This is a genomic window from Micromonospora sp. KC606 (assembly GCF_004348675.1).
Lineage (GTDB): Bacteria > Actinomycetota > Actinomycetes > Mycobacteriales > Micromonosporaceae > Micromonospora.
Genome location: NZ_SMKN01000033.1, coordinates 22253 through 39656, shown reverse-complemented (window position 1 = coordinate 39656; position 17404 = coordinate 22253). Strand labels below are relative to the sequence as shown.

Here is a 17404-nt window from a genome sequence, read left to right as displayed (position 1 = left end):
CTCCCATCGACCGGGGGTTACACCAACCCGGGCCTGTCGGAGACCGGATCGGTGCGATGTCGTTGCTCAGGAGCGCCGAGGCACGCCGCTGATACCGCCCGCGGCCGGAACCGTCAGATGGCGCCAGGAGCGATCAATACGACGAAATCCAATGCGCCGGTCGTCGTCCTCCAGCCGGGGAGCGGGGGAGTGAGCCGGAACTTCGGTCACGCCGCGGCCACCATCGGCCCCATTGAATGTGAGACGGAGTTGTCGAATTCACGCACCCGGCTTCGGTGCCCCTGGGGGTAAATATGGGACTTGCTCCCTGCACGCCTTTTCTGCGGTGGGTATGTACGCCGCGTGGAAACCTCTAATATGGACAGCCGGTGGTGCGCCAACCGACGGAGGATCGACAGGTATGTACGACGCGATCGTGATCGGGGCCCGCTGTTCGGGGGCGTCCACGGCCATGCTGCTCGCCCGGCGCGGACACCGCGTGCTGGTGGTGGACCGCTCATCGTTTCCCAGCGACGTCATTTCGACGCACTTCCTGTGGCCGCACGGAATGTCCTACCTGAACCGGTGGGGACTGCTGGAGCAGGTGCTGGCGGTCACCCCGGCGCAGACCGAGATCGACGTGGTCAACGACGGCATCCGGCTGACCGGTTCGGTCCCGGCCGAGCTGCTGCGGGCCTACTTCCGCGACCTGCACGGCGACGACTCGGGCGTGGTGCGCACCTACGCCTCGATCCGGCGCAGCGTGCTGGACCAGATCCTGGTCCAGGCGGCGGCCAAGGCCGGTGCCGAGGTACGCACCAACTTCACCGTTCGTGACCTGATCGTCGAGGACGAGCGGGTCGTGGGCATCCGGGGCCGTACCTCTGACGGGCAGCTGGTCGAGGAGCGGGCCCGGATCGTGGTCGGTGCCGACGGCCGGAACTCGTTCGTGGCGCGTACCCTCAAGCTGCCCAAGTTCGACGAGCGGCCACGGTGCACCTTCGCCTACTGGAGCTACTACTCCGGCTTCCGTCCCGAGACCGCGCAACTGCACCGGCGCGGGCGGCTGGCCTGCGCCGTCGTGCCGACCAACTTCGAGCAGAACATGGTCCTGGTGTGGGGGCCGAGCGAGTGGTCGCGGGAGTTCCGCGCCGATGTGCCCGGCAACTACCAGCGGGCGTTGGACTTCGTCAGCCCGGAGCTCGGCGAGCTCGTGCGCGCCCAGGGCACCCGGGAGGAGCGCATCTACGGCACCCTCGACCAGGCGGCGTTCCTCCGGCCGCTGCACGGACCCGGTTGGGTGCTCGTCGGCGATGCCGAATCGTTCAAGGACCAGTGCACCGCGATCGGGATGACACACGCCTTCCGAGACGCCGAGCTCGCCTCCGCCGCGCTGGACCGCTGGCTGTCCGGCGGCGCGACAATCGACGAGGCGATGGCGTCGTACGAGGGTCGGCGTCGGGGCCAGGACGCCGCGGCCTACTACGACTACGTCTGCACGCTCGCCGAGATGCGTCCGTACCGGCACGACGAGCTGCAGCTGTTCGTCGCGCTACGCGGCAACCAGCAGGAGATCGACCGGTTCATCGCCACGCACGCCGACGTCGCCCCGGTTTCGGAGTTCTTCCAGGCATCGAACCTGTTCCTGCTCAACGACGCGGCGAAGGAAACATCCGCCGGCTATCCGATCTTCGAGGACTTCGCCGCGACGTCCCGCATGTACCAGCAGAACCTCTTCGCCTGACATCTCGCCCGGGAGGCAACACCGTGACCACTGGTCTGGACCAGCGTGAAGACGGCGAGTTGATCGAGATCATCCTCGAAGCGGCCCGACGCGGCGACGTGACGACCATGGCCCGCACCGCGGCCGAGGTGTCCGAGATGACCCGCAACTGGGCCACCCACGTGCCGTGGGACGACTTCGGGAGCCTCGACGGCGCCGACGACGAACTCGCCCGGGTGGTCGCCGATCTCGAGGAGATGTGGGAGCCGGCGCACATACGCAAACCCGTCGACCCCGACGAGGAGTACGCGCTGGACAAGAACGCGTACGACTTCTATCGCCCGGCCGGCCGCAACCTGCTGACTCGCACCGAGGACTTCCACGGCTGGGTGCTCGCCCGTCGGCGGACCGAGACGTGGCAGTACTCCCGGGTGCTGGAGGCGGCGCCGGGCAGCATCGCCGAGATCACCAACGACCTCGGTCGGCGTACCCGGGGCATCAACTTCAATTCCCAGGACTACCTGTCGTTCAACACCCACCCGGCCATCCGGGCGGCGGCCGAGCGGGCGATGCACGACTACGGACCGCACAGCGCCGGCTCACCGATGGTGCTCGGCAACACCCGCATCTCCGACGAGTTGGAGAAGGCCCTCGGCGAGCTGGTGGGGCTCGAGCACGTGACGCTCTTCCCGACCGGTTGGGCCGCGGGATTCGGCGTGGTGGTCGGCCTGGTCCGCCAGGAGGACCACATTCTCATCGACCGGCTGGCCCACTCCTGCCTGCAGCAGGGCGCCCGGGCGGCCACCCGCAACGTGGTCCGCTACGAACACCTCAACGTCGAATCGGTACGCCAGCACCTGATCGACATCCGTAGCCGGGACACCCGCAACGGCGTCCTCGTGGTCACCGACGGCCTCTTCTCGGTCGACGCCGACTGGCCCGACCTGGTCACCCTGCAACGGGTCTGTCGGGAGTACGAGGCCACCCTGCTCGTCGACGTCGCGCACGACCTGGGCTCGATGGGCCCGGGCGGCACCGGCGTACTGGGGATACAGGGCCTGCTCGGCAGCGTCGACGTCGTGATGGGCGCGTTCTCGAAGACGTTCTGCTCCAACGGCGGATTCGTCGCGTCCAACTCACCGGCGCTCAAGCAGTACATCAAGATGTTCAGCGGCTCGCACTTCTTCTCCAACGCGCTATCCCCGGTGCAGACCGCGGTGGTGCTGGAGGCGGCGCGGATCATTCGGTCGCCGGAGGGCGACGAACTGCGCGGCCGGCTCTTCGCCGCCATCGATGCCCTGCGCGACGAACTCACCACCCGCGGCCTGACCTGTATGGGTGAGCCATCCCCGATCGTGCCGCTGCTGATCGGCAACGAGAAGCTGGCCCGTACCGCGAACCGGTTGCTGTTCGACCGGGGGGTGCTCGCGTTCATGGTGGAGTTCCCGGTGACGCCGACCGGCTCGTCGCGGTTCCGGCTACAGGTGCAGGCCGACCACCGGCCGGAGGAGGCTCGCGAGGCGGCCCGGATCATCGAGGGCGCGATCGCGGACTCCCGGGCGTACCTGTCCAGCGCCTTCGGCAGCGCCGCGAAGTAGGCGGCCGGAAGAAGCAGCATCGCCGGGTTGCCGAAGCCGTCGCCTACGCCGCCGGTGGACCACAGCAGCCCGCCTGGTGGCCCGGCGTGTTGCCATCGTCAGATTCACGGCAGGTCCTGCGGGTACCAACGCAGTTCGACGGAGTTGCCGTCCGGGTCCCGCACGTACACCGACGTGGCGTTTCCCCGGGCGCCGAACCGGCCCACCGGTCCCTCCAGCACGGTGAAGACGCCGGAGGCGACGACCTCTGCCCAGTCCAGCGGCTCGACGACCAGGCAGAAGTGGTCGACGTTAGTCCCGCCACGGTCGCCGTGGACCAGATCGATGATCGACTCCGGGCTCACCCGCACCGAGGGGAACGGGACCAGCCCGGATCGCCATTCGTCGACGCGGACCGGCAACAGGCCGAGCCGGCCGCAGTAGAAGTCGAGCGACCGCTGCACGTCGGCGACGGTGAGCACAAGGTGGTCGAAGCCGGTGATCCGCACGGCGCTCACCGCGTCTCCGGCGCGAGGTCCGTCAGCGGTCTCCCGCAGCGGATCGTCGAGGGCGGCGAGGTGATCGGCGACAGTCATGGTGTGTGCCCCTTTCCGGGTCGGCTCTCGTCCCCCTCACCCTCCGTCATTCGGGCGGTGCGACCAAGACGTGATCGCACCACTATCGTTGAGGCGAATTCAACGACGGGGACGTGACGTGTTGGAACGCCATGAGCTGCAGACCTTCCTGACGCTCGCCAAGGAACTGCACTTCGGCCGGACGGCCGAACGCCTGCGGGTGACCACCGGGCGGGTCAGCCAGGTGATCCGGCAACTCGAACGCCGCGTCGGCGCCCCGCTGTTCGCGCGTACCAGCCGGGTCGTTCAGCTCACCCCGATCGGCTGGCAGCTCGCCGACGACCTGGCGCCGCTGGTTGCCGGCATCGATGCGGCGGTCCGCCGGGCCACCGAGGCCGGGCGCGGCGTGACCGGGCGGCTGCGTGTGGCCTTCCTCGGCGAGTGGACCGCGCCCGTGCTGCTCAAGGCCGTCACCCTGTTCACGCGGCGGCACCCTGAGTGCCAGGTTGAGGTTCGCGAGGTCCAGCTCTACAACTCGCGCCCCAGCCTTGAGGACGGGTCGGTCGACCTCCTCCTGGCCGCGTACCCCTTCGACGGCATGGCCTGCGGCCCGCCACTGCTGGAGGAGCCCCGGGTGCTCGCGGTGCCCGCCGGCCACGTCCTGACCCGACAAGCGTCGGTCTCGCTGGAGGCGCTCGGCGACCACCCGGTTGTGCAGTACCCGGCGGTGACCTCGGCCGGCTTCAAGCGCGACCGCACCCCGGAGCACACCCCGTCCGGTCGGCCGGTGCCGAAGGGGCCGGCGGGCGAGACGTTCTCCGAGATGCTGACGCTGGTGGCCATGGGCCGGGGTGTGCTGCCGGTCGGCGAGCACGCGCGCCGCTACTACCCGCGCCCCGACCTGGCGTACGTGCCGATCCGCGACGCACCGCCGATCCAGCGCGGCCTGGTGTGGCGGGAGAGCAACACGACCGCCCGGGTCCGCGAGTTCGTCCGAGCCGCCAGCGACGCGCTCAGAAGCGCCACCACGTCCACCTCGTGACTCTGCGCTGATGGCGACCGAGTCCGCGCGCCCCCTCGTGCAGTAGTGCGGCGACTCACCCAGGCTGAGGCCCAGCTGGCGGAGGGCGAACACCGCAGGCATCCGCCTCGCGGGCGGGGAGTCAACGGTGAGTTCCCAAAGAGGTCCGGCGGGCAGGCGCTCGTGAAGAACCTATGCCGTGGACATGACGGACTCACCGTCGACACCCGGCCCGTCACCGGTCGCCGCTGGATGAACTCTGGCTATCGGACGGGCTCGCCGAAGGTCATCCGCGTCGACGGAGGCGTTGCGCGAGCTCTCTCAGCCGCCGCTGGGTGTCAGGCTTGTTGAGCTGGCCACGTGCTTGGCGGCTGACCTGTTGTCCTCGTGGGTTGTGCAGGAATGTGCGGATGCGGTCGACGATGGTGGTAGCCATGCTGGTTTCCTTCCGATCGTGGATCTTCGTGCCGGCGGCGGGGCGCTCGCCGGAGTCGGGCTGGGGGAGCGGTCAGACAGGCGGCGCGGGCAAGGCAACCCGGCTGACGGCCGGGCCTGTGCGGCGCCACCGACCAGACCGGCGGCAGCGCTCGCGACCAGGCCGACGAAGGCGAGGCAGCTCAGTGGCGTTGACGGGAGAGGCGGCGCAGTTGGGTGATGCGGGCGGTGCCCACCACCATGGCCAGGATGGCTGCGCCGACGCCGGCGATCAGCAGTGCCAGGGCCAGCGGCAGGGTGCCGTGCATCCAAAGGAAGGTGACCTCGACTCTGCGGGTGTTCTGCAGCATGAAGACGATCAGCACCGCGGAGACGAGCGCCGTGGCGCAGATGCCGGTCCAGGCGGCGCCCGTCCGGGTACGGGGCACTCGGCTCATCGGCAAGGTTGTGGGCGGGCCGGTTGGGGACCGCGGCGGCGTTGTAGTGGCCGGGTCTGCCGGTGCGTTTCGAGTGCGGTGTAAGGACATGGCATCCCCTGGGGTAGAGCCGGTGTGGCTGGCACCTCAGGTGTGGGATGTCGTCGATTCCCGGATGGCTTCATCGTACGCCTGTTCGGCCCGGCGCGCTCGTTGGTCTCGTCGCGCCCGCCACACGTCGACCGGGTGGGGGTCATCGCGGCCGGCGTACCCGAAGGCGGCCCAGACCAGCCGGGCGCTCGCGCCAGAAATGCAGGTCCGCTGCGCCGCCCACTGGGGCCGGACCGGAGGATGGTTGTCAGTCGGGCGTCATGACATTTGTCATCGGTGGGGCGGTGATTGTGCATGGGAACCGGTGAGCGTCGGCACTACGGCGGCGGCTGCCGGGCCCGAAGACTCAGCGGCATGAGGAGCGCACTTGCTATCGCCCGGGTCCGGTTCGTCCTGCCCGACGGGGTGCCTCCCGGACGGCTGCCGGCCCTACCGGCCGCCAGCCGGCTTGAGGTCGGCACCACCAGGACGGCCGGGGCGGTCACCATCCACACGCACGCGCTGCAGCCGACGTTGACCGTGCTGCTGTCGTGGGCCGCCGAGCGCGGCGTCGACCTGCACGGGCTGGACGCCAGGTCGGCATCGCTGGAGGAGGCGTTCCTGTCGATCGCCGCAGATGAAGCCCCGATGGAGGTGTCAGCATGAGCATGACCGCAGGCCCCTGCGAATGGCCGCGGTCGAGCGCACCGGTGGAGGAGATCGCGAACCGGGTTGCCCTGACGCCGGGCACCGTCCGCAACTACCTCTCGTCGGCGGTCGGCAAGGTGGGCGCCGCCAACCGCCACGAGGCGGCCCGCATCGCCCGTGGCCGCGGCTGGATCTAGCCGGAATCTTTCGACTCCGCGGCCCCACCGGCAACCCGCGCTGTCTGCGGTAGCCACCTTTTTGTGGGTACTTGTCGGTCGCGCCGGTTGGCCCGAAGCTTGGTCGTGCGGGCCGAAAGGCTCTCAGATCCAGATGAGATGGAGCGGTGGGGGTGTCTCAGGAAACCGGTTGGACCTCGGTCAGCTTCTCCAGGCGGCGATGGCCCCAGTCGGAAAGCGGCGCCAGCGCCTCGGAGAGTTCGCGGCCGAACGAGGTCAGGGAGTACACGGTCTTCAACGGCCGTACATCGTGCACTTCCCGGTGGACCAGTCCATCGGTCTCCATCTCCCGCAGCGTCTGAGTCATCACCTTCTCGGTGAGACCTGGCAGCCGCCGGCGCAACTCGCCGGGACGCTGCGGACCGGATTCCAGGAGCCAGAGCAAGGCCGTCTTCCACTTGCCGTCGATCACGGCGATCGCGGCGGTCACTCCACAGACGTTCGGGTCCTGGGCACGACTACGCGTCATTTTACCCCCATTCATCTAATTCGTTTATTGTGGAGGAGTTGAGGCATGACCTCGTACACCGAACATTCTGCCGTCACCGTGCTCGGCCTCGGGCCGATGGGCCGCGCCCTGGCCGGTGCCTTCCTGGATGCCGGCCTGCGAACCGCCGTCTGGAACCGGACGCCGGGCAAGGAACAGGAGCTGGTCGAGCGCGGCGCGGTCAGCACTCGGTCGCCCGAAGAAGCGGTCGCCGCAAGCAGGCTGACCGTGGTCTGCGTGGTGAACTACGACGCGGTCGACGCCATCGTGCGGCGCGGCGCGGTCACCGACGCGCTCAACGGACGGACCATCACGAACCTGACCGCCGACACCCCCGATCGGGCCCGGGACACCGCGGCCTGGGCCGCCGAGCACGGCATCGACTACCTGGACGGCGCGATCATGACGCCGACCACGACCATCGGAACGCCGGGTGCCGTGTTTCTGCACAGCGGCCCGGAGGACCTCTACCGCCGGCACCAGCCGATGCTGAACGCCCTGGGTGGCACCCACACCCACCTCGGTGAGGACATCGGCCGGGCGGCGGCATACGACATCGCCCTGCTCGACATCTTCTGGACCGCGATGGCCGGCTACGCACACGCGTTGGCGGTGGCGAAAGCCGAAGGCGTCACCGCGCGGGAGCTGGCACCGTTCGCCAAAGGCATCGGCGCGATCCTCCCGCCGATCTTCGAGCAGGCTGCGGAGGAGGTGGACAGCGGCAGGTTCTCCGGCGACGACAACCCGATCACCTCGGCGGCGTCGTCCATGGCCCACATCGTCCACACCTCCGAGGCCCACGGCATCGACGCGGGCGTGATGCGGGCTGCCGAAGGGCTGGCACGCCGCGCCATCGGACGGGGTCACGGCACCGACGGATTCCTCCGGATCACCGAGATCATGAGCCCTCGATGAGCAGATCTACCGCCGCGCCTCGTCGGGTGTGACCGGTGCCCGGCCCGCTGCGGCTATGCCCCTCAGCGCTCGCCTCGCCTGGTACTCCGCGACGGCGACGGGCGGGAGACCAGCCATGGCGCGCCGAGCAGGTGGGCATGACGGCCGGTGGGCGAATCTAGGCTGGAACGACTAGATATCTTCGGCGGCTTGGGATACTCTTCTTCGAGTCGAGAGTAAAGATCCGTCAAGACGCAGACGGACCGCCCGGCCGTGAGGTCACGACGGGCGGCGAGGAGCGGAAACGATGTGCACCGTTCCTCCCAGAGGTAGTCGGAGCAGTCAGTCCCGGCGGGATTCGCGCCGGGACCGCAGGTGGGGCCAAGGCTTCTTCGGGGCTCCAGCTGATGTTCGCCGTACGTGTGCGGAGCCATGAAGTCGCGTGGGCTCCGACGCTGGCGGACCGTACTACAGCAAGGGAAGGAAATAGCAGAGGAAAGGGAGGGCCGTACACCGTTGGATCGCCCGCCGTCAGCCGTCATTCCCGGCTCGGCGGACACCGCAGTTTCCATCGAACGAGAGGTGGTCTCCGGTCACGCTTATGCGATCCTCGCACCCGAAGCCGTCACTTGTGGCTGGTGCGGATACGACAAGCCGACGTTCCTGTCGGTAGATGGTGTTCTGACCCGTAACCCTGGGCCCCGGCGCGTAAGCGCCGGGGCCCTCGACGTGGAGGTGACATGGGGCGAAACCAGGACGACATGTTCGGCGACGAGAACTACCCGGCCTACACCATCGGTCAGGCCGCAGAGATGCTCGGCACCACACAGGACTTTCTGCGCCGCCTGGACGAGGCGAAACTGATCGATCCGCACCGCTCTGCCGGCGGGCACCGCCGCTACTCCCGCTACCAACTGCGCCTGGCAGCCCGGGCCCGCGAGATGGTCGACCAGGGCCTCGCCCTGGAGGCCGCCTGCCGGATCGTCATCCTCGAAGACCAACTCGAGGAAGCCCTGCTACAAAACCGGAACCAGCAGCCTGGACCGCGGCGAAGCGATTGACCGGACCACTTTCGGGTGAGGTCGTCGACGGGCGGTGAGCCGACTGGCCCGCCCCGGGCGGCCCTACCTTCCCGCCCTGGCCCTGGCAGCCCGCACATGCTCACGCGATGGCCTCCTGGTCGTGCCGGACCACGAACTCGCCGCTGCCGGTGGAGCCGAAACCGACCTGGCGCAGGGTGAGCGAGACAGCGCCCGACCCTGCGGAACCATTCTTCGACGGGAGCGCGGCCGTCCGGCCGCGGGGGTCGGAAGATCCTGGCGTGTCGGCGGGCGACCAGGTCGCCGCAGCCGGTAGCCCTCGCGCCACACGCGACGTGGATCACCGCTGCGGGTGGCTGAGGGCGCTCGCTACCGCGCCCGCGTTCGGCGACCCTGGCCCGCGGAGACCGTAAGGATCTCGGCAACGACCCGGACGGCGGCATCTGGTCGGCCGTGTGCGGTGGCGGCCTGGGACATCGCGGTGCGGCGGCGGGGGTCGGCCAGCAGGTTCGTGATGGCGGCGCGGAGGTGGTCGGGGGTGGCCTGGTCGCCGTCGAGCATGACGGCAGCGCCCTCTTCTGCGAGGTGGCGGGCGGTGATGCGTTGCTCGTCGCCGGCGGAGACCGGATACGGGACGAGGATGCATGCTTTGCCGAGGGCGGTGAGTTCGGCGACGGTGCCGGCTCCGCTGCGCGCCACGACGATGGCTGCCGCAGCGAGCAGGTCGGGCAGTTCGTCGTGGATGAATTCGACGACGTGGTAGCGGTGCGCGACCTGCGCGGGAAGCGTGTGGGCGACCTGCTGCATCTCGGTGTGGCCGAGGCTGCCGCACTGGTGGACGACCTGGCAGTGCTGTAGCAGGTCGGGCAGCGTGCCGGCCAGCATCCGGTTGATCTGCTGGGCGCCGGAGGCGCCGCCGGTGACCAGCACGAGCGGGACGGCGGGGTCGAGGCTGTACGCGGCCAGGCCCTTCGCGGGGTTGCCGTTGAGCACCGCCGGCCGTACCGGGTTCCCGGTGACGACCGCCCGGCGGCGGGCCTGCGGCGGCAGGTGATCGAGGGATGCCTCGTGGCTGAGCAGGATCCGGGTGGCGACGCGGGCGAGGATGCGGTTGGCCAGGCCGAGACTGAGTGTCTGCTCGTGCATCAGGTACGGCACGCGGAACAGGGCCGCGGCGAGTCCGATCGGGACGGAGACGAATCCGCCGGTGCTGAGAACGACCGCCGGCCGGGTCCGGGCGACGGTGAGGGCGGCCTGCACGATGCCCAGGGGGATACGGAAGGCGTCGACGGCGTTGCGGACCAGTTCACGGGGGTTGGGTGAGCGGCGTAACTTGCCGGTGGTGATCGCCCGGAAGGGGATGCCGTGGCGTGCGGCGATCGTGGCTTCGAGGCCGTCGGCGACGCCGACCCAGAGCACCTCGGGTGCGGTGCCGGTTTCGGCGAGCCGGGCCTGCAATGTGTTGATCGTGGTCAGCGCGGGGTAGGTGTGCCCGCCGGTGCCGCCGCCGGTGACGATCATGCGGAGCTTGTTCAGGCGCTGGGTGCTGTAGAGGGACATACCGAGCCACTCCGAGGATCGCGGTACCGAACGGGTCGGGGCAGTTTAGCGACCGCCCGGTGTCGTGTTCACCCGATCTTGGTCGGGTATGCGATGTGCTGGGCGGCACGCGACTGGAGTTGCGCGAGGACGGCCTGGTCCGACCCGCGCCTACGATCTTCACCCGTCTTCGCAGACAGCGCCGGACCACCCGGCGGCCGTCTCCTGCCCGCAGACATGCCCCGCACCGTCGACGACGGTACGGGGCCGGTGTTGCCGGTCGAGCAGCGTGTTGGTGCGGGTCGCCGTCAGAGCAGCCCGGCGGTGAGCGTGATGGTCGTGCCGGCCAGCGCCTGGCTGACCGGGCAGCCTGCCTTGGCCTCCTCCGCCGCCTTGACGAACCCGTCCAGGTCGAGCCCGGGCACGTCGCCGTTGACGGTGAGGTGGACGCCGGTGATGCCGGTGCCCGGCTGGAACGTCACGTCGGCCTGCGACTCCAGCCGCCGGGGCGGGGTGCCGGCCTGGGTGAGGGCGTGCGAGAGCGCCATCGAGAAACACGCGGAGTGAGCCGCGGCGATCAGTTCCTCGGGGCTGGTCACGCCGTTCGGCGCCTCGGCGCGGGCCGGCCAGGAGACCGGCTGGTCGCCGATGCCGGACGAGGTGAACGTGACCTGTCCCTCGCCGTTGACCAGGTCGCCTTCCCACGCCGTCTGCGCGGTTCGGGTCGTAGCCATGGTGTACCTCCACTTTTCGGTCCGAGAATCTCTCGGAGGGCACTTTATGTCAGCAGCGCATCGGCAGCTGTGGTGGTGACGTTCAACCGGGTCAGGCAGGCGGTTCACGCATGCGGCCGAGCGTCTTCCTGATCCTCGACCTGTCTCAGCTCGCCATCGCTCTCCGGCCGGCTGTCTCCAGCGAGCGTGCCAGTGCCGTCTGGATCAGGATGTCGATCAGATCCGGATAGTCCAGTCCGGCCGCCCGCCAGATGCGCGGGAACTGCGACATCGCGGTGAACCCGGGGAACGTGTTTACCTCGTTGACGACCGGCTCGCCGTTGGGCGGCAGGAAGAAGTCGACCCGCAGCAGCCCGGAGCAGTCCAGCGCGGTGAACGCCCGTACCGCGTACTCCTGCAGCTGCGCCGTCGTCGCCGCGTCGAGCCGGGCCGGGATGTCGAACACCGTACCGGCGTCGCCGTACTTCGCCGCGTAGTCGAAGAACGTCCGGTCGCCGGCGATGCGGATCTCCAGCGGCGGCCCCGCCTCCACCCGCCCGTCCGGGTGCTCCAGGACGGCCAGGTCCACCTCGCGACCCGGCACCGCCGCCTCGACCAGGACCTTCGCGTCGGCAGCCCGCGCCGCCTCGACCGCCGCCAACAGGTCGTCCCACGAGTCCACCCTGGTCACGCCGATACTCGATCCGGCACGGGCTGGTTTGACGAACACCGGCAGCCCGAGACTCGCCATCTCGGCCGCGGACAGCAGGTCCGCACCCGTGCGCTCGGCCTGGTCGGGGCGCAGCACCACCGCGTCGGCGACGGCGAGCCCTTCCGCCGCGAGCAGCTTCTTGGTGATCTCCTTGTCCATCCCCGCGGCGCTGGCGAGCACCCCGTTGCCCACGTACGGGATGCCCGCCAACGCCAGCACGGACTGCACGGTGCCATCCTCGCCGTACGGGCCGTGCAGCGCCGGGAAGGCCACATCGACCTCACGCAGGACGTCGATGGCCTCGAAGATGCCGCACCAGGTTGTCGGCCGCCGTACCAGGGCCCCCGTTTCGTCGTTGGTGCGCGTCACCAGCGACCGCGGGTCACCGGACGGCTCGTCGCGGCCGATCACCCACACGCCCTCGGGTGAGATCCATACCGGCACGACGTCGTAGCGTGCGCGGTCGAGGTGGGCCAGTACGCTCGCGGCGGACAGGCACGACACGTCATGCTCGCCGCTACGACCGCCGTAGATGACGGCCACCCTCAGCTTCGGTTCACGCACAGCTTTCGCTCCTGTCAGTCCAGGACCGCCCCGCGGGCAGGTACCGCCGCGGCACCCGGCCACCGATGCCGGTCAAGATCTCGTGCGGGTTGGTGCCCGCCCAGCGCGCCCAATCGGTGACCGTCGGCTCGCCTCGGTCCCCGGGGCCGAACACGACCACCTCGTCGCCGGGCCGGGCGGGCAGGTCGCCGACGTCGACGACGAACTGGTCCATGGCGATCCGCCCCGCGATCGGGTGGCGACCGTCGGCGAACCACACCTCGGCCCGGCCGCCCGCGCCGCGCGGCACCCCGTCGGCGAACCCCAGCGGTACGAGGAGCAGCGTGCCGGCCCGCGGCGTCACGTACTCGTACCCGTACGACACCCCGGTGCCGGGCGGTACCCGCTTGGTGAGGACGGCACGGGCGCGCAGGGTCATGGCGGGGCGCAGTCCGCTCGCGCGCCCCGGCACAGGCTCGATGCCGTAGAGCGCGACACCGGCACGCACCAGGTCGTAGTGCGTGCCGGGAAGGTCGAGGATGGCCGCCGAGTTTGCCAGGTGGCACAGCGCCGGGTCCAGCCCTGCCGCGCGGGCGTACCCGATAGCCTCCTCGAACGTCCGCACCTGCCGGGCGACGCTCGCCCGGTCCGGCGTATCGGCGGTGGCCAGGTGCGACCATACGCCGCGGACCTCGACCTGGCCGTCGGCGGCCAGTTTGCCCGCCCAGCGGACCAGCTCGGGCCAATCGTGGATCGCGGCGCCGTTACGGGACAACCCGGTGTCGACCTTGAGGTGAACGGCGACCGGCCCGGTACGGCAGGTGCCGGTCGCGGCGATGGCCTGAAGATGTTCGGGCGACGCCACCGACAGTTCGACGCCTGCGGCCACCACCGCGCGGAAGTCCTCATCGTGCCCGTGCAGCCAACTGAGGATGGGTGCGGTTACGCCGGCCGCGCGCAGCTGGAGCGCTTCGGCGCAGGAGGTGACCCCGAGCCAGCTCGCGCCGTGGGCGAGCGCGGTACGCGCGACCGGTACGAGGCCGTGACCGAACCCGTCCGCCTTCACCACCGCCATGAGTCGGGCGGTCGTACGGCCGGCGAGTAGAGCGGTGTTCCGGGCGATGGCATCAAGGTCCACCACCGCCTCGGCGGTAGCTGTCGCGCTCAGCGGCCCGGCCATGCCTGACATGCGATCGTGCCTCCATGTCGGACGGTCGAAGCAGTTCCGGCTGTGGCCATCGGCACGACAGGCTGAAATGTCGTACCGAGGCACGGTTACGATCGCGCCGATCATGGTCCGGCTACGCGTGGGTGGCCGGGCGGCCTGTCGTCGCAGTGGCCGCTCGTCGGCATCCCTGTCCCTGTCCCTGTCACGCCCAGCCAGACGCCGTCGTCCGCCACAGGGTTCTCGCCTCGACGTGACCTACGTCACGGGGGCCACCACCGCAGCCGCCCACACTGCCCGTGGTGCTGCCGCCACCTGATCCCCGGGACGACACCCGTGAATAGCGCGAAAGGGGTCTTGGGCGACGCATCCTCAACGGGTTGCTGGCTGGTGACAGGCGGCGGGGACGGGATGGTTGCCGCCGGTCAGCAGGGCCGCGGCCAGCAACACGTCCAGCGCCGCGGACCGGGCCTGCAGCCCGGGTACCCAGACCGTCGGGCGCGAGGAGTCAAGCGCGTCCATACCGGACGAGGCTCCCGTGATGAGAGCAATGGTGCGAGACATGAGGCAATGATCATTCACCCCTTGTTTCACGTCAAGCGCTTGATATCCTCACATTCCGTATCCTCGTCATGTGAGGCGGAACGCGAAGGAACCGGTCGCTGTCGATGCGCTGGGCCGAGTGACCTGGGCGCTGCGGCGCGCTGAGGTGGCGGTCCAGGCGCGCAAGGAGCAGCGGCTGCGCCCTCTGGGCATGGCCGCAGCGCACTACTCGCTGCTGGTGTCCATCCACGCCGAACCCGGCCTGACCGGAGCGGAGTTGGCCCGCCGCCTGCACGTCACTCCACAGGCGGTGGCCGCCCTGGTTGCTCGGTTGGAAGAACAGGGCCTGCTGGAGCGCCGCTCCCACCCGCGTCACCGCCACGTACAGGAACTCCACCTCGCCGATGCCGGCCACGAGGCATTACGTGCGGCCGACGCAGTGATCGTCGGGATCGAGCAACGGATCATCAAGGCGCTGGGTCCGGAGGAAACCACGCGGTTGACGGCGCTGCTCGGCCGGGTGGCCGACGCGGTCCGCGAGCCCTGAGCGCACGCTCTCCGGGGCTAGGGTTTTTGGGGTTTGACCTGGGTGTGCGCCAGAGATGCCGGCGAAGTCGATGCGCGTTCCGCGAAGAGGGCCCGGACGGCGTCAAGCCGCCTGGACCCTTTCCAGGCCGGCGGCGTACCGCTCGTACATGTGCCGGAGGGGGATTGTCCGGGAAGCCGTCCTGCCAGGGCTTCACCGCGCCGACGTAGTGCACCATGCCCTCCTGCCGGGTCAACTCGTCCAGCCGTCCGGCGCCGAACTTGCCCAGGACCGGGTGCTCGATCATCTTGTTCCACTTCTCGGGTAGTGGTGTCCAGCGTCCCGCGAAGACGTGGTTGAGGATGTCCTGATCGGCATGTGTGGTGTCGGCGCCGAACCGCTGGTGCATCTCGATCGCTCGCTCGCCGATCCCATCGGCGCGCCAGCGCCGCATGTCGATCAGGAGTACGCCCGAGTTGAAGTGTCGCGGGTGGCGTCGGTGGAACCGTCGTCGACCACCAGCACCTCGAACCGATCGGTCCCGAGATCCTGACGGCTGAGCGAGTCCAGCGTGCGGGCCAGCAACGCCATCCGGTTGTAGGTGGGCACGACGACGGTGCAGTCCGGTCGGCGGGTCATCACATCCTCCTCGGCCATCTCTAGGCAACCTCGCCACACGTTGCCTAGAGATGGCAAATGATGTGCCAAGGGTCTGGCTCGGCGCCTCAGGACGAGGCGTACGCCCGGGCCTGCATGCTGTAGAGCTCCGCGTACGTGCCGCCGGCACGCATCAGCTCCTCGTGCGTCCCGCAGGCGGCGACCCGGCCATCCGCCAGGACCACGATGAGGTCGGCCATGCGCACGGTGGAGAAACGGTGCGAAACGTACACGGTCACCGCGCCGTGGGCGTCCTGGGCCCGAGCCGCCGCCGCGAACCGCTCGAACAGCGCGTGCTCGGCCATCGGGTCCAGCGCGGCCGCAGGCTCGTCGAGCGTCAGCAGCGCGGGTCGCTCCCGGACGAGGGCACGTGCCAGGCCGACGCGCTGCCACTGGCCGCCGGACAGTTCGGCGCCGTGCGCGTACCGCGAGCCCAGGACGGAACCGAGCCCGTCCGGCAGCCGCTCTGGCAGATCGGCGATGTCGGCGCCGTGCAGCGCGTCCGTGACGGCCCGGTCGTCGGCGATGACCTCGCCCTCGACTGCGCCGATCCCCACGCTGTCGCGCAGGGCCAGCTCCACCCGGGCGAAGTCCTGGAACAGCGCGGCCGTGGTGGGACGGTCCGGTCCGGCCGTCGCCGTCACGTCCCGCCCGTCGAACCAGATCCGCCCGCCGGTCGGCTGGTACAAACCGCACAGCAGCTTCACCAGAGTGCTCTTGCCGGCGCCGTTCTCGCCGACCACGGCGACCACGGCGCCGGCGGGGAACGTCAGGTTGATCCGATCCAGCACCAGGCGATCGGCGCCGGCATAGGCGAACGAGACGTCGCGCAGGACGATGCCGCGGTCGGTCGGAGGGCCGGCGTCGGCCACCGGCTCGCGGTCCGGTTCGACACCGGGCGCCGGCTCCGCCGGCCGGACCTCGCTCAGCTTCTCGACCCGGGCGATCGTCCGCCCGGCCTGCTGCAGCACCCCGAGCAGGCTCACCGCGGTGATGATCTGCATGGTGGTCTGCACGGCCAGGGCGAGCACCATGACGAAGTCACCGACGGTGGCCCGCCCCTCGGCCAGTTGCTGGAAGACGAACAGCAGCGCGCCGGCGTACCCGGCGGCGAACGCCAACTGTCCCACCACCTTGCCGAGGGCGGCCCGCAGCTGTCCCCGTCCCAGCCGGCGGGTGGCCTCCTCCCAGGCCGCGGCGTGGCGCGCCGTCACCTCGGCCTCCAGCCCCCACAGGCGCAGCTCCAGCATGCTTTCCGGCGCCGTCGACAGCTCGAGGAAATGCCGGGCGCGGCGGTTCTGCTCGGCCGCGTGTTCCTGTGCCCGCTCCACCTCCCGATGGGCCCAGGCGCTCGCCATCACCAGGAAGACCGCCAGGCACGGCACCAGGACCAGCACGGGGTGCAGCCGGGCGATCAGCACGGTGCTGACGGCGAGCTGCACGACGAGCCCACCGAACTGGAGGATGGACTCCAGCGCCCGGTTGATCTCGAACGTGCGCGACTGCGCCACCTGAAGGTCGTCGGCGTAGTCCGGTTGCTCCCGCTGCGACAGCGGAACCCCGGCGTTCGCCGCCGTGAAGAGGCGCTGTTGCAGGTGGGTGTGGGACTGCTCGCCCAACTCGAAGTAGAGCAGGTGGGCGAAGTGGCCACCCATCAGCTCCACGAGGAGCAGCCCGGCGAGGATCACGCCGACCCACGCCGCCCACCCGGTCCGGCCGGCGAGAAGCGCGTCGGTCAACTCACGCAGCCCGAGCGCGATGAGCGGCGTGGCGAGGAAGCCGGCGAGGAGCAGCAGCGCCGACCGGACCAGTTTGCCCCGGTCGATCCGCCACGCCATCGTCAGCAGTTCCCGGGCGGCGGTCAGGGTCCTCACGTTCGGCCTCC

At 69.9% G+C, this 17404-nt stretch carries 18 protein-coding genes; 8 read left to right on the top strand and 10 right to left on the bottom strand.

All coding sequences use genetic code 11. The features are described from left to right. The first annotated feature begins 400 nt into the window (after positions 1-400). Both E1193_RS10560 and E1193_RS10555 read left to right on the top strand, forming a co-directional pair. Positions 401-1723 (top strand): NAD(P)/FAD-dependent oxidoreductase, encoded by a 1323-nt coding sequence (locus tag E1193_RS10560; protein WP_132182644.1) that lies wholly within the window; start codon positions 401-403, stop codon positions 1721-1723. A gap of 23 nt (positions 1724-1746) precedes the next feature. Continuing rightward, entirely contained in the window at positions 1747-3300 is a 1554-nt protein-coding gene (locus E1193_RS10555; protein WP_132182642.1) for an aminotransferase class I/II-fold pyridoxal phosphate-dependent enzyme, read from the top strand. Between the two features lie 104 nt (positions 3301-3404). On the opposite strand, the gene E1193_RS10550 is transcribed toward E1193_RS10555, so the two are convergent. Then, complete coding sequence (locus E1193_RS10550; RefSeq protein ID WP_132182640.1) at positions 3405-3875, bottom strand: VOC family protein; 471 nt, start codon at positions 3873-3875, stop codon at positions 3405-3407. 118 nt (positions 3876-3993) lie between these two features. Between E1193_RS10550 and E1193_RS10545 the strand changes: the two genes are divergently transcribed. Next, on the top strand, positions 3994-4896 hold the full coding sequence (locus E1193_RS10545) for a LysR family transcriptional regulator (RefSeq protein WP_132182638.1): 903 nt from the start codon (positions 3994-3996) through the stop codon (positions 4894-4896). A 596-nt stretch (positions 4897-5492) separates the two neighbouring features. Here E1193_RS10545 and E1193_RS10540 read toward each other — a convergent pair. Beyond that, positions 5493-5747 carry a lipopolysaccharide assembly protein LapA domain-containing protein gene (locus E1193_RS10540; protein ID WP_165945701.1) on the bottom strand — a complete coding sequence of 85 codons (255 nt, stop codon included), beginning with the start codon at positions 5745-5747 and terminating at the stop codon, positions 5493-5495. Positions 5748-6191: 444 nt separating this feature from the next. On the opposite strand from E1193_RS10540, the gene E1193_RS10535 reads away from it, so the two are divergent. Next, a complete protein-coding gene (locus tag E1193_RS10535; protein ID WP_132182634.1) occupies positions 6192-6482 on the top strand; it encodes a hypothetical protein in 291 nt (96 codons plus the stop codon). Continuing rightward, positions 6479-6661 (top strand): LuxR C-terminal-related transcriptional regulator, encoded by a 183-nt coding sequence (locus E1193_RS10530; RefSeq protein WP_243707479.1) that lies wholly within the window; start codon positions 6479-6481, stop codon positions 6659-6661. The genes E1193_RS10535 and E1193_RS10530 overlap by 4 nt, the downstream gene beginning before the upstream one ends. 157 nt (positions 6662-6818) lie before the next feature. On the opposite strand, the gene E1193_RS10525 is transcribed toward E1193_RS10530, so the two are convergent. After that, complete coding sequence (locus E1193_RS10525; protein WP_243707478.1) at positions 6819-7130, bottom strand: helix-turn-helix domain-containing protein; 312 nt, start codon at positions 7128-7130, stop codon at positions 6819-6821. Positions 7131-7214: 84 nt separating this feature from the next. On the opposite strand from E1193_RS10525, the gene E1193_RS10520 reads away from it, so the two are divergent. Both E1193_RS10520 and E1193_RS10515 read left to right on the top strand, forming a co-directional pair. Further along, positions 7215-8102, top strand: coding sequence for an NAD(P)-binding domain-containing protein (locus tag E1193_RS10520; RefSeq protein WP_132182630.1), 888 nt, complete (start codon positions 7215-7217; stop codon positions 8100-8102). Positions 8103-8821: 719 nt separating this feature from the next. Continuing rightward, positions 8822-9142 (top strand): helix-turn-helix domain-containing protein, encoded by a 321-nt coding sequence (locus tag E1193_RS10515; RefSeq protein WP_132182628.1) that lies wholly within the window; start codon positions 8822-8824, stop codon positions 9140-9142. A gap of 348 nt (positions 9143-9490) precedes the next feature. Here E1193_RS10515 and E1193_RS10510 read toward each other — a convergent pair whose 3' ends face one another. The 5 genes from E1193_RS10510 to E1193_RS10490 all read right to left on the bottom strand — a co-directional run bounded on the left by E1193_RS10510 (position 9491) and on the right by E1193_RS10490 (position 14357). Beyond that, complete coding sequence (locus tag E1193_RS10510; RefSeq protein ID WP_132182626.1) at positions 9491-10681, bottom strand: UDP-N-acetylglucosamine--N-acetylmuramyl-(pentapeptide) pyrophosphoryl-undecaprenol N-acetylglucosamine transferase; 1191 nt, start codon at positions 10679-10681, stop codon at positions 9491-9493. Between the two features lie 287 nt (positions 10682-10968). Beyond that, positions 10969-11394: an OsmC family protein gene (locus E1193_RS10505; RefSeq protein ID WP_132182624.1), complete on the bottom strand. Its 426-nt coding sequence runs from the start codon at positions 11392-11394 to the stop codon at positions 10969-10971. A 145-nt stretch (positions 11395-11539) separates the two neighbouring features. Next, positions 11540-12649: a D-alanine--D-alanine ligase family protein gene (locus tag E1193_RS10500; RefSeq protein WP_132182622.1), complete on the bottom strand. Its 1110-nt coding sequence runs from the start codon at positions 12647-12649 to the stop codon at positions 11540-11542. Then, positions 12642-13808, bottom strand: coding sequence for an alanine racemase (gene alr / locus E1193_RS10495; RefSeq protein ID WP_132182620.1), 1167 nt, complete (start codon positions 13806-13808; stop codon positions 12642-12644). Before alr ends, E1193_RS10500 begins: the two co-directional genes overlap by 8 nt. A 357-nt stretch (positions 13809-14165) precedes the next feature. Continuing rightward, positions 14166-14357 (bottom strand): hypothetical protein, encoded by a 192-nt coding sequence (locus E1193_RS10490; protein WP_132182618.1) that lies wholly within the window; start codon positions 14355-14357, stop codon positions 14166-14168. 70 nt (positions 14358-14427) lie between these two features. On the opposite strand from E1193_RS10490, the gene E1193_RS10485 reads away from it, so the two are divergent. Continuing rightward, positions 14428-14883 carry a MarR family transcriptional regulator gene (locus tag E1193_RS10485; RefSeq protein ID WP_207922651.1) on the top strand — a complete coding sequence of 152 codons (456 nt, stop codon included), beginning with the start codon at positions 14428-14430 and terminating at the stop codon, positions 14881-14883. Positions 14884-15321: 438 nt separating this feature from the next. Here the strand turns inward: E1193_RS10485 and E1193_RS10475 are convergent, their stop codons facing one another. Together E1193_RS10475 and E1193_RS10470 are read right to left on the bottom strand one after the other, a co-directional pair. After that, entirely contained in the window at positions 15322-15501 is a 180-nt protein-coding gene (locus tag E1193_RS10475; RefSeq protein ID WP_132182614.1) for a glycosyltransferase family A protein, read from the bottom strand. Between the two features lie 86 nt (positions 15502-15587). Then, positions 15588-17393 carry an ABC transporter ATP-binding protein gene (locus tag E1193_RS10470; protein ID WP_165945700.1) on the bottom strand — a complete coding sequence of 602 codons (1806 nt, stop codon included), beginning with the start codon at positions 17391-17393 and terminating at the stop codon, positions 15588-15590. Positions 17394-17404: the final 11 nt, after the last annotated feature.